Raw genomic sequence first — 13,742 nt, forward strand, 5'->3', positions numbered from 1 at the left:
AACCTCAGGGGGTGAATTATTCTGGAACTGTCAACGTCCGTACCAATTTGCCTGCGAAACTCGCTGGTCTTGAGCGTCTCGCCATGAATCTTCGCTGGTCCTGGCGCCGTGAGACCCAAGAGATATTCCGGGACATCGATCCCGTCCGGTGGGAGGCCGCAGAGGAAACCCCGCTGAAGTTGCTCGCGACCGTACCGGCCTCCCGTCTCTACGAGCTTGCTGAGGACGCGGACTTCCGTACCCGGATCGAGAAGGAGATCGCGGAGCTCGAGGAATACCTCAGCACCGGTCTCTGGTACCAGAAGACCCTCAAGGGCGAAGGCGACCTGGGTCCCACCGACCCGGCCGTGGCCTACTTCTCCATGGAATTCGGTGTCCACCCCTCCCTGCCGATCTACTCCGGCGGCCTGGGCGTGCTTGCCGGTGACCACCTGAAGTCTGCTTCTGACCTGGGCTTGCCGCTGATCGGTGTCGGGCTGCTCTACACCCACGGATACTTCACCCAGTCCCTGACCGGCGATGGCTGGCAGGAAGAAACCTACAACTACCACGATCCGGCTGAACTCCCGGTCTCCCCGGTGCTCGATGATCAGGGTCAGCAGATCACCGTCACCGTCGCCTTCCCCGAGGGACGTGAGATCGTCATCGCGCTGTGGGAGGCTGCGGTCGGTCGCGTCTCACTGTTGCTGCTGGACACGAACATCGATGCCAACGCCGCTGACCTGAAGTCGGTCACCGACCGGCTCTACGGTGGTGACAACGAACACCGCATCAAGCAGGAGCTGGTCCTGGGTGTCGGTGGTGTCCGTGCGATCAACGCCTACTGCGATAACGCCGGTCTGCCGCGACCCAACGTCGCCCACCTCAACGAGGGCCACGCTGGCTTCCTGAGCCTGGAGCGTATCCGGGAGCGCATGGATGAAGGACAGGACTTCGACGCCGCCCTGGCCCAGGTGCGTGCCTCCAATATCTTCACCACCCACACCCCGGTCCCAGCCGGAATCGACCGTTTCGACAGCAACCTGATCCGCCGCTATGTCAACGATCGCCTGGTCCCGAACGTCCCGATCGACCGTGCCCTCGAGCTGGGCCGCGAGTCGGACCCCTCGGTGTTCAACATGGCGCACATGGGCCTGCGTTCCGCACAGCGTGCCAACGGTGTGGCCAAGCTGCACGGCGAGGTCTCCCGCAACATGTTCTCCGGCCTGTACCCCGGCTATGAGCCGGAGGAGGTGCCGATCGGTTCGGTGACCAATGGTGTCCACCTGCCGACCTGGACCAAGCCCGAGATGGCGCAGGTCATCAACCGGATGGCTGGTCGCATCGATCTCGCCGGCAGCGACACCTGGGAAAACGCCGACGCCGTCACCGATGCCGAACTGTGGGAGGTGCGCAACAAGCTCCGTGATGACCTGGTGGACGTGGCCCGTGAAGCCACCCACGAATCCTGGCTCAAGCGTGGACATTCCGAGGCTGAGCTGGGCTGGACCCGCCGCGTGCTCGACCGCGACATCCTCACCGTCGGTTTCGCCCGCCGCGTGTCCACCTACAAGCGCCTCACCCTGATGCTGCGCGACCCGGAGCGCCTGCGCTCGATCCTGCTCAACCCGGAGCGTCCGGTGCAGTTCGTCATCGCCGGCAAGGCCCACCCCAATGACATGGGCGGCAAGAAGCTGATGCAGGAGATCGTCCACTTCGCTGACCAGGCCGGTCTGCGTGAGCGCTTCCTCTTCCTGCCGGACTATGATCTGAACCTGGCTAGCTACCTGGTCTCCGGCACCGATGTCTGGCTGAATAACCCGATCCGCCCGCAGGAGGCCTCCGGCACCTCGGGTATGAAGGCCGTGATGAACGGTGGCATGACCCTGTCCATCTCTGATGGCTGGTGGGATGAAATGCCGCAGGTGCACCACGGCTGGACCATCCCGACCGTGGAAGATGTCGACCCGAACCACCGCGATACCCTCGAAGCACACGCCCTCTACGATCTCCTCGAGAACGCCGTGGCGCCGATGTTCTACGACCGCGACGAAGATGGTATCCCGCATCACTGGCTCGAGTGGGTCCGCCGCTCCCTGAGCGAGATTTCCCCGAAGGTCACCTCCACCCGCATGGTGCGTGACTACGTCACCGAGTACTACCGTCCCACCATCCTGGGCTCTGCGAAGATCCATGCTTCCGAGGATCTGGCTGCGGACTTCGTCGCCTGGATCAACAAGGCACGTCAGTCCTGGCACGGCATCTCCCTGAGCAACCTGCGCTGTAATGGCACCCTGCACACCGAAGCTGCCGAAGCAGATGCCGGTGAGCAGATGATCATCACCGTCGACGCCAAGCTCGGCGAGCTTAGCGACACCGATGTCAAGGTTCAGGCCGTGATCGCCGATGCCGAGGGCAACCGTCAGATCATCGATCTGGTCGAGGATGAGGAAGCCTACTCGGCAGCCGTCACCATCGACATCCCCGGTGCCTTCAGCTACACCGCTCGCGTGGTCCCGCAGCACCCGCTGCTGGTCAGCCCCGCTGAGCTGGGTCTGATCACCAACTACGCTGGCTAATCAAGCCTGTCCGAAGAAAAAACCGCGGTGTTCCTCCTTACTGAGGGGCACCGCGGCTTTTCTTCGAGCTTCAGCTGCGTCCCAGGTAGCTCAGGACCGCGGCCGTCCCAGCCTTGGTAGCGGCGTCCACGGTCGGTCCGTACTCCGGCAGGAAGTTATTCATGTGGTTGACCGGTACATCCTGCTCCACCCGGTTCTCGGCCACCGCCTTATCCCATAGATCCTGCGGGGTGCAGCCCACCACCCAGAACAGATAGGGGACACCGAAGGCACGCGCCAGATTGGAGAAGTCTTCCGACACCGTGGTGCGGCGGGCATCGACGGATTCGGCGCCAAAGACCCGGTCAAAGTGGGGCCTCACAGTGTGGAAGACCTCGGGATCATTATCGATCAGTGGGCCATGTGCGAAGAATTCCATCTCGGGATCCCGTGGCGCTCCCGAAGCGGTGGCCTCCGCGAAGACCACCCGCTTGATCGCGGCATAGACCCGACGCTTGAGATTATTGTCATAGAAACGGCAATTGAGCACGAGTTCCGCAGTATCCGGGATGATGTTGTTGGTGTTGCCCGAGCGCAGACTGCCCACCGAGATCACGGCGAAATCATCCGGGCTGACTTCACGGGCGACAATGGCCTGCAACCGAACCACGATCATCGCGGCCATTAGCGTCGGATCAATGGACTTGTGCGGCATGGAACCATGGGCGCTACGGCCGTGGAGCTTGATCCGGATCGAGTCACAGGCGGCGAACTGGGCACCGGGCATCGTCTGCACCTCACCAGCACGGCCGGGCATGATGTGCTGGCCCAGGCAGACATCTGGGCGAGGTACCTTGTTCACCAGACCGTCGGCGACCATGGCGTTGGCTCCCTGGGCGTTTTCCTCTGAAGGCTGGAAGAGTGCGATGAAAGTGCCCTGCCAGGCCTCACGGTGGGTGTCCAGGATGGCGCAGGTACCCATCAGTGAGGTGGTGTGCATGTCATGTCCGCAGGCGTGCATCACCCCGACCATGTTTCCGTCTGCGCCGGGGCGCACCCGGGTAGAAGCGAAGGGGATACCGGTTTCCTCCCTGATAGGCAGGGCATCGAAGTCGGCCCGCATGAGGGCGGTGGGTCCATCGCCGTTGCGGAAGATCGCAACCACACCGAAACCACCGATTGGTGAGATGATCTCGCAGTTGAAGCGCTTGAGCTCCTTGAGAATCCGCAGGGAGGTCTCCTGTTCATGCCCGGAAAGTTCCGGGTGTTCGTGTAGATCCTCATAGAATTCACGCTGCCAGGACAGATCAGTCTGGTGGTGGCGCAGCAGGTGAGCAATCTCGCTCATCGGGTACCTTCTCCTCTATGGTTGATTGCTGCCAATATAGCGGATGCGATCAACATCACAAGGCACGTCCGAGCTCGATGCGCTGAGAGATCACCACACCAGCGGATGGTACTTCAGGGAGTTCGGGGGGATCTCACATTCCGCGCCAATGTGAATGTCCGCCGGGATCTGTTCTTCGGCCCGCAACTGCGTCATCGCCCTGACCATCCGGTTGCGGATATTGGCGGGGGAGAGGGTGTTGACGTAGATACCGGTGCTGCCCTCGAAACCGGCGAGAGTGGATATCCGCCACTTGAGGTTGATCCGCCAGGGCATGGGGAGGTCCAGCCCCGGCGGACGGTGGTGCCATTCCTCATTGCAGGGCACCTCCGGGCCGGTGGCGGCATGGGCGGCGTGCAGCAGATCGCTCAGGCCATTGACCTCTGCTGCGGTCTGCAGCCAAGGCTCGCAGGTGGTGGAGCGGGAGTAGATCTCCAGGGTGGGGTATCGGTGTCCGATACCGACGATGCAGATGGCGTGTTCATTTGCGGCGATGAGTAGATTATGGCGGTTTGCGTAGTCCACACCCCATTCGTTGTAGAGGTTTGGGTTGGTGCGCAGCCGGAGAATCTCCTGCTCGGTCTGGGGGCCGTGCTCATCGATGGCCACCAGCTGCTTGTGTAGATGGTCGAAGGAAGCACCAGCCGGGCGAAGCCAGTTCTGGAATGCGACCACGTAGCGGGCGTAGCGATTATGTTTGTAGAGCTCGGCCATGGCATCAACGGTGAACGCGATGAAGGCACGGTGTTCCTTGGTACTCAAGGTGCCGGAGGAGGCTAACTGAGAGGAGTCCTTCGCATCCTCGGTGTAATGGCGGCGACTGATGATGACATCGTGGCCGCCACCGAAGTAACGGTTTCCCAGCTCCATGAGTTCTGCTTCCGAGCGTTCCGGATCCTGGCCGGAGGCTTTCAGCCAGGTCTGCACGATCTCGGTGAGATGGCGGCGGCCGGCCTCATCTGCCAGGTAGACCTGCTGGCGGCGGGCAGTCTCCGCATCCATGGTGTAGCCGAAATTCAGGACCCAGTACTCATAGGAGACGATCTCGAAGAGGTTGGGGACGCGGCGGAACTGCGCCGGATTTTCGGAGAATTCCCCGGGTAGCAGCCCACGTTTGATGTCCCAACTGGTGTCGGTGCGAACCATCCGGGCCTTTTCCGGCGGGCTGGCCAGGGGAGTGGATTCGCAGAAGACGCAGGTGGAGATGTGGTCCTCTGCACGCAAGGCGTGGGCTTGCACAACGGGAGCAGACAGTGGACGATTGCCACGCCCGGGTACCGTCCACACCTGCGTCCCGCTGAAGGGGTTGACCTGCTTGATCGTGCTGTCTGCCATGATGCTCAGCGGGGGAAGCGGGGAGTGACTCGGAAGGCTCATGAAGCACAGATTATTGGCTAAACTCGTAGCATGCCTGTTATTCAGTTTGATGTCCTCGTCCCGCACTCCGATGCCGAGTCTCTGCGCGATAAATTCGCCGGCGCCGTGGAGAGCCTCATTGAAGCCGAAAAGCTGGCGAATGGGTCGGTGGTCCACGATCATTCTCCGCGGGTGCATGATGAGGTGGAGCAGCAGCTTCGCCAGACCTACCGCGATGAGCACGATGGCCGTGACCTGCCAGATTCCACCGTGCACCGTTATGCCGTCTCGATTGAGGGACTCAAGGGTTCGGTGAATCAGCTGACTATGGCCCTGTCACGTTTCCTCACCCCGCAGAATGATCTCCCGGCCGATCCGGTTCGGCTTGAGCGGGAGACTGACTGGGAGGTACCGGCGACCTACCCCTGGACGGTGGAGATCCTGCGGTAGTCCCGTAGCAGTCGAGCACCTGCCTCACGGAGCTGAACTGCGACATCGGGGGAGTCGATCAGTTCAGCGATGAGTACCCCCGCGGGGGCTGCAGAGTTCACTTTTCCCGCCGCGACCGCCAAGGTAGCGGCGGTTCCTTCTGCCAGGCCAGCGATGGTGCCCACCACCTTGCCGCGGAAGGATTGTTCATCCAGGGCACCTTCACCGGTGATCACCAGGTCGGAGTCGGGGATGAGTTCTTCGAGGCCCCGGCTGCGGGCGATCAGCGGGGCACCCGGGATGAGGTGGATGTGGTCGCTGCTGCCGTGCAGCAGGGTGGACAGCCACAGCAGTCCCACCGGTAGGGCGCCGGCGGCACCGGTGCCCGGGATCTCCGGGTTGACCTCGGTGACCTCACAGAGGCGGCTGATCGCGGCGTCGAGAAGCTTCACCTGCTCCGAATCAGCACCCTTCTGCGGGCCGTAGACGTGCGCCGCACCCAGCTCGCCGGTGGCCGGGGAGATGACATCGGTGAGCAGGACAAAATCCAGGGCGGCAGCCTTGATGTTGAGCTGGGCGGTGTCGATGGTGGCCAGATCGACCAGCGACGCCCCTCCCTTGGGTAGGGAAAAGCCAGCTGCATCGAGCGGCTCCGCACCCAGTGCCGCCAGGATCCCGGTGCCGCCATCGGTGGTGGCGGAGCCGCCGAGGCAGAGCACTATGCGCTGGGCACCGCGGGTTTCCGCATCGGCGATGAGCACGCCGGTGCCGTAGGTGTCACCGCTCAGTGGCACCGGATTGTTTAAGACGGCGGGGAGGCCGGAGGCGGCGGCGACATCGATATAGGCGGTCCGGGATTCCCGGTCGAAGACATAGGTGGCTTCAGTGAGCCGACCGGCGGCGTCGACGGTCGGCAGGGTGATGCGCTGACCGTCGAAGGTATCGGCGGTGCCCTCGCCGCCATCGGCCATCGGAGCGAGAGTGATCTCGGCTTCCGGATCCTCTGAATGGACCCCTTCAGCGAGGTACTCCGCAGCCTGCGTTGCAGTGGCGGTGCCCTTGAAGGAATCCGGGGCGATCAGGATCCGGAGCGATCGCGTGGCCGGGGTGGTGGGGGAGGAATCGATGCTCATCGCGGTAGCTCGCTGGCCTTTCCAAGGTGGGGGTGAGGGGGACGGTTCCACAGTCTATCCGGCGGGCGGACCTGCTCCGGGTGAGGGAGGCCATCACCGGGGTGCGATTTCGGACTGACCGCCCGCATGTCGACGCAGCTCGGGGGCAGGGGTAGAACATGATGGCACAATCGGGCGACATTTACTGATGTGCAGTCAGGTAGATTTCTATAGAGTGTTTCAAATTACACTCGATCGGCTTGCGTATCCGGGGCAATTAAATAAAACTGTTAAACGTTAGAAACCTCCCCTTCGGGGATGTTGCCGTGTCCGGGGCAGGTTGAAGGTATGCGCCGCCTGCGGACAAGGTTGGAAAATTCAGGACTACCGAGCTGCCGCTGTGGCGGGGCCGAGATGGGAAGAGGCGACACATGAATGTAGATGAGCAGGTCTCCAACTACTACAATCTGCTTCTCAAGCGCAACGCTGGCGAGCCGGAGTTCCACCAGGCTGTATCTGAGGTGCTCGATTCCCTCAAGATTGTGCTGGCCAAGGATCCCCACTATGCCGATTACGGCCTGATCCAGCGTCTCTGCGAGCCGGAACGCCAGCTCATCTTCCGGGTGCCGTGGGTAGATGACAAGGGTAACGTCCATGTCAACCGTGGTTTCCGGGTGCAGTTCAACTCCGCACTGGGCCCCTACAAGGGGGGCTTGCGCTTCCACCCCTCGGTCAACCTGGGCATCATCAAGTTCCTGGGTTTCGAGCAGATCTTCAAGAATTCCCTGACCGGCCTGCCGATCGGCGGCGGCAAGGGTGGCTCGGACTTCGATCCCAAGGGCCGCACCGATGGCGAGATCATGCGTTTTTGCCAGTCCTTCATGACTGAGTTGCACCGCCATATCGGTGAGTACCGCGACGTTCCCGCCGGTGACATCGGCGTCGGCGGCCGGGAGATCGGCTACCTCTTCGGTCAGTACCGTCGTCTGGCCAACCAGCACGAGTCCGGTGTCCTCACCGGCAAGGGTCTGGCCTGGGGCGGTTCCCTGGTCCGCACCGAGGCCACCGGTTATGGCTGTGTCTACCTGACCAACGAGATGATGAAGGTGCACGGTGAGGACCTCGAGGGCCAGAAGGTCATCGTTTCCGGCTCCGGCAATGTCGCCGTCTACGCCATCCAGAAGGCTCAGGAGCTCGGAGCCATCGTTGTCGGTTTCTCCGATTCCTCTGGCTGGGTGCACACCCCGAACGGTGTGAACGTGGAGAAGCTGCGCGAGATCAAGGAAAAGCGTCGTGAGCGGGTCTCCGCCTACGCCGCTGAGGTGGAGGGCGCGACCTTCCACTCCGAGGGCACCATCTGGTCCCTGTCGGCGGATGTCGCACTGCCTTGCGCGACCCAGAACGAGCTCAACGGCGAGCACGCCGCCACCCTGGCTGACAATGGTGTCCGCTTCGTCGCTGAGGGCGCCAACATGCCCTCCACCGCTGAGGCCATCGAACTCTTCCGCGAGCGTGGCATCTTCTTCGCTCCGGGCAAGGCCGCCAATGCCGGCGGCGTGGCCACCTCCGCCCTGGAGATGCAGCAGAACGCTTCCCGCGACTCCTGGACCTTCGAGTACACGGATGCGCGCCTGCAGCAGATCATGTCCAAGATCTTCAAGTCCATCGACAAGACCGCGCGCGAGTATGGTCACGAGAATGACTACGTCATCGGCGCCAACATCGCCGGCTTCAAGAAGGTCGCTGACGCCATGCTGGCGCAAGGTGTCATCTAGGCTCCCTGCGTAGGACCCCACGCTTTTCGACGTCCGTCACACCCGCTGGGTGCGGCGGACGTTTCGCGTTGACGGGGGCTGGGGCTGATTCAGCGGCGAAGACGATCCAAGAGGGCGAACTTCACGGTGGCCCACTCGCCGTCGATGATCGAATACACCACTGTGTCCCGCACGGTGCCATTTTCAAAGATCGTGTGGTTGCGCAGCACGCCGTCCTGCTTCGCCCCGAGTTTCTCGATTGCGGACCGGGACTGTCGGTTGTGCCAGTGGGTGCGGAACTCAACCGCGCCGCAATTTAACTCCTCAAAGGCCCTGCCGAGTAATAGGAGTTTGGCGGCCGAATTGAGCCTGGTGCCCTGGAAATCCCGGCCGAGCCAGGTGGAACCGATCTCCAGCCGGCGGTTCGCCGGGTCGATGTTCAGGTAGGCCGTCATTCCCGCTGCCTGTCCGGTGTCCGGGTTGATCACCGCCCAAGGCACCATGTCCCCCGCAGCGTGGCGGGCGAGCCGCTGAGTTATCGTCTCGGACATTCCCTCGGGTGAGGGAATGTGGGTGTACCAGGTCCGCCATAGTTCACCGACCGCCACCGCAGCTACCAGGTCTGCGTGATGTGAGGGAGCCAGCGGTTCTAGCCGAACGAACTGATTCTCCAGCACCGGCACCTCCAGAAAGTTCATTCTCCTGAGAATATCAGGACGTTTTGGGCTGCGACAGCAGCTCTTGGCCGGAGCTGGCGGCTCCGGTACCTCTGGCTGAGGTCGGGATCCGCCGGTCCTGGCCAGGATCTCCTTGACCGATTCCCCGGGCGGGTGATCAAGGGGGCGTCGAAAAGCTCCCCGGATATCCCCGCGACTTCCTGGATCCGTCGAGGTCTGGCTCCTGCGGCCAAGCTCAACCACTACGGTCATATGTCCGTGACCTGCTGCTACTGCAAAGCTGCAGGTCGCGAAGTAGTATTCAAGGCATGTATCGCGTATTCGAGGCACTTGATGAACTGGTCCAGACCGTTGAGCAGGCCTACGGGGTCCCCATGACCTCCAACTGCATGGTTCCGCGCAATGATGTGCTGGCGCTGCTCGATGATCTCCGCAACGCCCTGCCGGTGGAGATCGATGATGCCCAGGACGTGCTGGACCGCCAGGATGAACTGCTCCGTGGTGCGGAGGAACGCGCCGGGGAGATCGTCACCGAGGCGGAAACCCACGCCAATGGGCTGGTCGCCCAGGCTGAGGAACATGCCGATGCCATGGTCAACGAGGCACAGCATCGAGCCACCACCCTGGTGGCCCAGGCTGAGGACGATGCCGATCGCACCATCGTCGATGCTCGCCAGGAAGCCGAGAGCACCGTCTCCCGGGCGCAGGCGGATGCTGAGCGTCTGGTGGCTGAGGGCAATGACTCCTATGAGCGCAGCGTGGAGGAGGGGCTGGCGGAACAGCAGCGCCTGGTCGATGAGTCCGAGGTGGTGCGCCGCTCCAACGAGGAGGCACATCGCGTGGTGGATGCCGCTCACTCGGATTCGAAGCGACTTCGCCAGGAGTGCGATGACTTCGTGGACACCAAGCTCGGCGAGTTTGAGGAGACCATGTCCACCCTGCTGCGGACGGTCACCCGTGACCGTCAGGCACTGCGCCGCGGTGCGGGTGTCGGCGGTGTCAGCCCCGAGGTGGCTCCGGTTCGGGAGCGCGAGCGCGAGCCGCGCAGCTACTCCCGGGAGCCGGGTTACCGTTCACAGCGCCAGCGCGAGGCCTAGCCAGGTGCCCTGGTGTGCTTCAACCGGGGTGGGCGGGCTAGTTTTAAGTATTAACAACCCCCGGGAGATTCCCCGGGGAGTTTCGCCGTTGTCGGAGGCGGGATTGCTGCGTGAAATGCAGCGATGGCAGCTCTCCGGCACTGGAAGAGTAGGCTCCCAATGGTCATGACTTCACCTTTTAAATTCAATGTGGCCGCCCTCCCTCGTGCGGGTGGCATGCCGGTGCAGCGCACGCAGACCGGTCCCAGCCCGACGCGCATCGGGCCCGAGATGATCGCCATCCCCGAAGGCGGGGAGGTGACCGTCGATGCCAGCCTCACCTCGCTGGGTGGCGGATTCCTGGTCGATGCCGATATCAGCGCCACCCTGCACGGTGAGTGCTCCCGATGCCTCCGGACGCTCACTCCGGAGCACCGACTCCACGTGAGCGCCGTTTTTTCAGATAGCGATGACTTCATCACCGGGGATGTGGGTGATGAAGATGAGGTTGACGAGCTGCCACGCGTCGACCGCGATATCATCGACTTGCTCCAGCCCGTGATCGATAAGGCCGGACTCTCGCTTCCCTTCAACCCGGTGTGCCAGGGAGGTTGCCCAGACGATGCCGAGGTACCCGCCCCAGACGGTGTCTCCGGTGACAAGGTCGGCGTGGATCCCCGCTGGGCGGGACTGGAGAAGTTCCAATGAGCCGGAAGAAGAATCGTCCCACCGGAGCCGATGCGCTCGATGCGGCCTATGCCGCGGTCGATCATGCCCCGTTGCTCGAAAGAATCGGCGTCGAACTCAGCGATGATCTGCTCCGGCTGTCGCTGACGCACCGTTCCTTCGCCAATGAGAACGGTCACCTCCCCAACAACGAACGCCTGGAATTCCTGGGTGACGCGGTGCTGGGTCTTTCGGTGGCCACCCAGCTTTATCTCCAGTATCCCTCCCGTCCGGAGTCGGATATCTCCAAGATGCGTGCCTCCATCGTCAGCCGCTATGGTCTGGCTGATATCGCCCGGGAAATCAACCTGGGTGAGCACATTCTGCTGGGCAAGGGCGAACTGGTCACCGAGGGCCGCAGCAAGGAATCCATCCTGTCGGACACCACCGAGGCGATTCTCGGTGCGATCTACATCCAATATGGTTTCGAGACCGCCCGGGATGCGGTGTTACGCCTGTTCAAGCAGAAGATCGACAGCGCCTCCTCCACCGGCATGCACCAGGACTGGAAGACCATGCTGCAGGAACGGCTCGCCGAGCGGAAGTTTCCCATGGCGGTATACGAGTCCTCCTCCACCGGCCCCGATCACGAGCGGCTCTTCACCGCGAAGGTCATCGTCGGAGAGAAGGACCTGGGTACCGGCCAGGGCCCGAACAAGAAGCTCGCTGAGCAGGAGGCCGCTCACGTGGCTTATCGCGCGCTGCGGGGGAGTATCTCCTAAGTGCCTGAATTGCCCGAGGTAGAGGTGGTCCGTCGTGGCCTGGCGGCGCACCTTCTGGGGGCGGAATTCACCACCACCGAGGTCCTGCATCCCCGTGCCAACCGAGGCCAGGAGGGGTCACTGCCGGAGCTTCTCCAGGGGGCGGTGGTCACGGAGGTGGGTCGACGCGGCAAATACCTCTGGCTCAATCTGGGGAACGGTTCCACGGATGGGCACAGCGAAAGCGCGCTCTTCGTCCATCTCGGGATGAGCGGGCAGATGTTGGTGGGGCAGCCGGGTACGGTCACCTCCCCTCACCTGCGGATCCGCGCTGAACTTCGAGCGGCCAACGGGGAGAACCTGGAACTGTCCTTTGTGGATCAGCGCACCTTCGGACGCTGGTTGCACACCGACACCACACCTGAGGGTGTGCCAGAGCCGGCAGCGCATGTGGCCAAGGACCCGCTGGAGCCTGACTTTGATCTGGCAGGCACCGCCCGGAAGATCCGGACGAAGAACTCCGAGATCAAGCGGGTACTGCTGGATCAGCGGGTAGTCTCCGGGATCGGCAATATCTACGCGGATGAGTCACTGTGGGCGGCTGGCGTCAAACCCACCCGGCGGGCCTCATCACTGCGTCAGCAGGACGTAGTCTCCCTGCTTGAGGAGTCAAGAGCGGTGATGGAACGGGCGCTGGCCGCCGGTGGCACCAGCTTTGATTCCCTCTATGTCAACGTCAATGGGGCCAGCGGCTATTTCGCCCGCTCGTTGAACGTCTACGGCCAGGAGGGTGAACCCTGCCCACGCTGTGGCACTCCGATCCGGCGGGTGATGTGGACCAACCGTTCCACCCACTTCTGCCCGGTGTGCCAGATACTGTGATGTCTCGGTCACCGGCGACAGTAGATCTTTGATTGTGAGTTTCCGGTGCTACCACTTTCCGTGACCGTGAGTGCCTCCGTTCCCACAATGGGTGTGATCTGGGTATCATCTCGTCCATGGAAGCTCACCGGATCTTCACCACGATGGAGGTCGCCGATAACCTCTGGCGGGTTCCGCCCTCCCTGCTGGTGACAAGGCACCGCCCAGAGACTGGACTGGATCCGGTTCGCCACCGCGTGTTGGGTCGGGGACACCCCGCCGCGACCGGGAAGCGATGGGGCGATGAGTGAGCTGGCGCGATTGACGGCCTGGGTGCATGGGGACGTTCAAGGAGTGGGCTTTCGCTGGTGGACCCGCTCGCAGGCGCTGGAACTGGGACTGGCGGGTTCCGCGAAAAACCTTGACGACGGCCGCGTCTGCGTCGTCGCGGAAGGTTCCCGCGATGCGGTCGCCGAACTACTACGACGGTTGGCGGTCCAACCGGGGGAGAACCGTCGCCCAGGCGAGGTCACCACGGTGGTGACCCGGTGGGCGGCGCCGAAGGGAGAGTCGGGCTTTGTCAAACGTTGAACACTGGGACATCACGGATGTCTCGGGTCAGCCCACCGGGGACATCTACCTGCGTGGAGCTCCGGATTGGCCCGCTGGGGGATTCCATGTGGTCTCCACGATCTGTGTGTACCGCCCAGTGGGTGAGGTGCTGTTGACCCGGCGTGCGGCCCACAAGGACATGCCACTGACCTGGGAGTTTCCCGGGGGTAGTGTGTTGGCCGGGGAAAGCGGGGTCGAAGGCGCGGTCCGGGAACTGTGGGAGGAGACCGGGTTGCGGGTGTCTCCGGAGGCGATGGTGCTGGTCGGCCGTTATGTGGAGGACAGCGCCCTGATCGACTTCTACGCCGTTCCTTTTGCGGCGGTGGCGGCTCCGGCGGAGGTGGATCCGGATCCGGCCGAGGTCATGGCCGCCGAGTGGTCGACTCTCCGCGCGGTGCAGGGCCGGTTGGAGTCCGGGCAGATGGCACCGCCTTGGGCGGACCGGCTCAGTGAGCTCTGGGGTCCGTTGCTGCGGGTGCTGGATGAGTCGTTGGAGTACTGAGTCCTGCCACGG

The 13,742-nt window shown here is 62.9% G+C and carries 14 protein-coding genes; 10 read left to right on the top strand and 4 right to left on the bottom strand.

The annotated features are described in order from the left end of the window. Positions 1 to 11 precede the first annotated feature (11 nt). The gene (gene glgP / locus ACTU46_RS01750) at positions 12 to 2,558 is read left to right on the top strand and encodes an alpha-glucan family phosphorylase (RefSeq protein WP_443378345.1); all 2,547 of its coding nucleotides are present in this window, start codon (positions 12 to 14) and stop codon (positions 2,556 to 2,558) included. Positions 2,559 to 2,628: 70 nt separating this feature from the next. On the opposite strand, the gene ACTU46_RS01755 is transcribed toward glgP, so the two are convergent. Together ACTU46_RS01755 and ACTU46_RS01760 are read right to left on the bottom strand one after the other, a co-directional pair. After that, positions 2,629 to 3,885 (bottom strand): amidohydrolase, encoded by a 1,257-nt coding sequence (locus tag ACTU46_RS01755; RefSeq protein WP_443378347.1) that lies wholly within the window; start codon positions 3,883 to 3,885, stop codon positions 2,629 to 2,631. A 90-nt stretch (positions 3,886 to 3,975) separates the two neighbouring features. Further along, positions 3,976 to 5,301: a DUF4921 family protein gene (locus ACTU46_RS01760; protein WP_443378349.1), complete on the bottom strand. Its 1,326-nt coding sequence runs from the start codon at positions 5,299 to 5,301 to the stop codon at positions 3,976 to 3,978. Between the two features lie 30 nt (positions 5,302 to 5,331). Here ACTU46_RS01760 and ACTU46_RS01765 point away from each other — a divergent pair, with 30 nt between their 5' ends. Continuing rightward, complete coding sequence (locus ACTU46_RS01765; protein WP_443378351.1) at positions 5,332 to 5,730, top strand: hypothetical protein; 399 nt, start codon at positions 5,332 to 5,334, stop codon at positions 5,728 to 5,730. Here ACTU46_RS01765 and ACTU46_RS01770 read toward each other — a convergent pair. Further along, a complete protein-coding gene (locus tag ACTU46_RS01770; protein WP_443379382.1) occupies positions 5,700 to 6,836 on the bottom strand; it encodes a glycerate kinase in 1,137 nt (378 codons plus the stop codon). The two genes, ACTU46_RS01765 and ACTU46_RS01770, sit on opposite strands and share 31 nt — an antisense overlap. A gap of 416 nt (positions 6,837 to 7,252) precedes the next feature. On the opposite strand from ACTU46_RS01770, the gene gdhA reads away from it, so the two are divergent. Beyond that, positions 7,253 to 8,596: an NADP-specific glutamate dehydrogenase gene (gdhA, locus tag ACTU46_RS01775; protein ID WP_443378353.1), complete on the top strand. Its 1,344-nt coding sequence runs from the start codon at positions 7,253 to 7,255 to the stop codon at positions 8,594 to 8,596. Between the two features lie 89 nt (positions 8,597 to 8,685). Here the strand turns inward: gdhA and ACTU46_RS01780 are convergent, their stop codons facing one another. Beyond that, entirely contained in the window at positions 8,686 to 9,273 is a 588-nt protein-coding gene (locus ACTU46_RS01780; protein ID WP_443378355.1) for a GNAT family N-acetyltransferase, read from the bottom strand. 287 nt (positions 9,274 to 9,560) lie between these two features. Between ACTU46_RS01780 and ACTU46_RS01785 the strand changes: the two genes are divergently transcribed. From ACTU46_RS01785 to ACTU46_RS01815, 7 genes are all read left to right on the top strand, one after another. Continuing rightward, positions 9,561 to 10,349, top strand: a complete 789-nt coding sequence (locus ACTU46_RS01785) for a DivIVA domain-containing protein (protein ID WP_443378357.1) — start codon at positions 9,561 to 9,563, stop codon at positions 10,347 to 10,349. Between the two features lie 165 nt (positions 10,350 to 10,514). Next, the gene (locus tag ACTU46_RS01790; RefSeq protein ID WP_443378358.1) at positions 10,515 to 11,036 is read left to right on the top strand and encodes a YceD family protein; all 522 of its coding nucleotides are present in this window, start codon (positions 10,515 to 10,517) and stop codon (positions 11,034 to 11,036) included. After that, positions 11,033 to 11,776: a ribonuclease III gene (gene rnc, locus ACTU46_RS01795; protein ID WP_443378360.1), complete on the top strand. Its 744-nt coding sequence runs from the start codon at positions 11,033 to 11,035 to the stop codon at positions 11,774 to 11,776. Before ACTU46_RS01790 ends, rnc begins: the two co-directional genes overlap by 4 nt. Then, positions 11,777 to 12,637, top strand: a complete 861-nt coding sequence (mutM, locus tag ACTU46_RS01800; RefSeq protein WP_443378362.1) for a bifunctional DNA-formamidopyrimidine glycosylase/DNA-(apurinic or apyrimidinic site) lyase — start codon at positions 11,777 to 11,779, stop codon at positions 12,635 to 12,637. A 116-nt stretch (positions 12,638 to 12,753) separates the two neighbouring features. Then, entirely contained in the window at positions 12,754 to 12,927 is a 174-nt protein-coding gene (locus tag ACTU46_RS01805; protein WP_443378364.1) for a hypothetical protein, read from the top strand. Then, positions 12,920 to 13,207: an acylphosphatase gene (locus tag ACTU46_RS01810; protein ID WP_443378366.1), complete on the top strand. Its 288-nt coding sequence runs from the start codon at positions 12,920 to 12,922 to the stop codon at positions 13,205 to 13,207. Before ACTU46_RS01805 ends, ACTU46_RS01810 begins: the two co-directional genes overlap by 8 nt. Beyond that, complete coding sequence (locus ACTU46_RS01815) at positions 13,194 to 13,730, top strand: NUDIX domain-containing protein (RefSeq protein ID WP_443378368.1); 537 nt, start codon at positions 13,194 to 13,196, stop codon at positions 13,728 to 13,730. Before ACTU46_RS01810 ends, ACTU46_RS01815 begins: the two co-directional genes overlap by 14 nt. Positions 13,731 to 13,742: the final 12 nt, after the last annotated feature.

Source organism: Corynebacterium sp. A21 (assembly GCF_052266655.1).
Taxonomy (GTDB): domain Bacteria; phylum Actinomycetota; class Actinomycetes; order Mycobacteriales; family Mycobacteriaceae; genus Corynebacterium.

What these genes read in the sequence shown, in the direction of transcription:
- ACTU46_RS01765 (WP_443378351.1), top strand. Translation starts at nt 5,332, where the DNA reads ATGCCTGTTATTCAGTTTGATGTCCTCGTCCCGCACTCCGATGCCGAG.
- gdhA (WP_443378353.1), top strand. Translation starts at nt 7,253, where the DNA reads ATGAATGTAGATGAGCAGGTCTCCAACTACTACAATCTGCTTCTCAAG.
- ACTU46_RS01760 (WP_443378349.1), bottom strand. Translation starts at nt 5,301, where the DNA reads ATGAGCCTTCCGAGTCACTCCCCGCTTCCCCCGCTGAGCATCATGGCA.
- ACTU46_RS01780 (WP_443378355.1), bottom strand. Translation starts at nt 9,273, where the DNA reads ATGAACTTTCTGGAGGTGCCGGTGCTGGAGAATCAGTTCGTTCGGCTA.
- ACTU46_RS01790 (WP_443378358.1), top strand. Translation starts at nt 10,515, where the DNA reads ATGACTTCACCTTTTAAATTCAATGTGGCCGCCCTCCCTCGTGCGGGT.
- ACTU46_RS01755 (WP_443378347.1), bottom strand. Translation starts at nt 3,885, where the DNA reads ATGAGCGAGATTGCTCACCTGCTGCGCCACCACCAGACTGATCTGTCC.
- ACTU46_RS01810 (WP_443378366.1), top strand. Translation starts at nt 12,920, where the DNA reads ATGAGTGAGCTGGCGCGATTGACGGCCTGGGTGCATGGGGACGTTCAA.
- ACTU46_RS01785 (WP_443378357.1), top strand. Translation starts at nt 9,561, where the DNA reads ATGTATCGCGTATTCGAGGCACTTGATGAACTGGTCCAGACCGTTGAG.
- rnc (WP_443378360.1), top strand. Translation starts at nt 11,033, where the DNA reads ATGAGCCGGAAGAAGAATCGTCCCACCGGAGCCGATGCGCTCGATGCG.
- ACTU46_RS01805 (WP_443378364.1), top strand. Translation starts at nt 12,754, where the DNA reads ATGGAAGCTCACCGGATCTTCACCACGATGGAGGTCGCCGATAACCTC.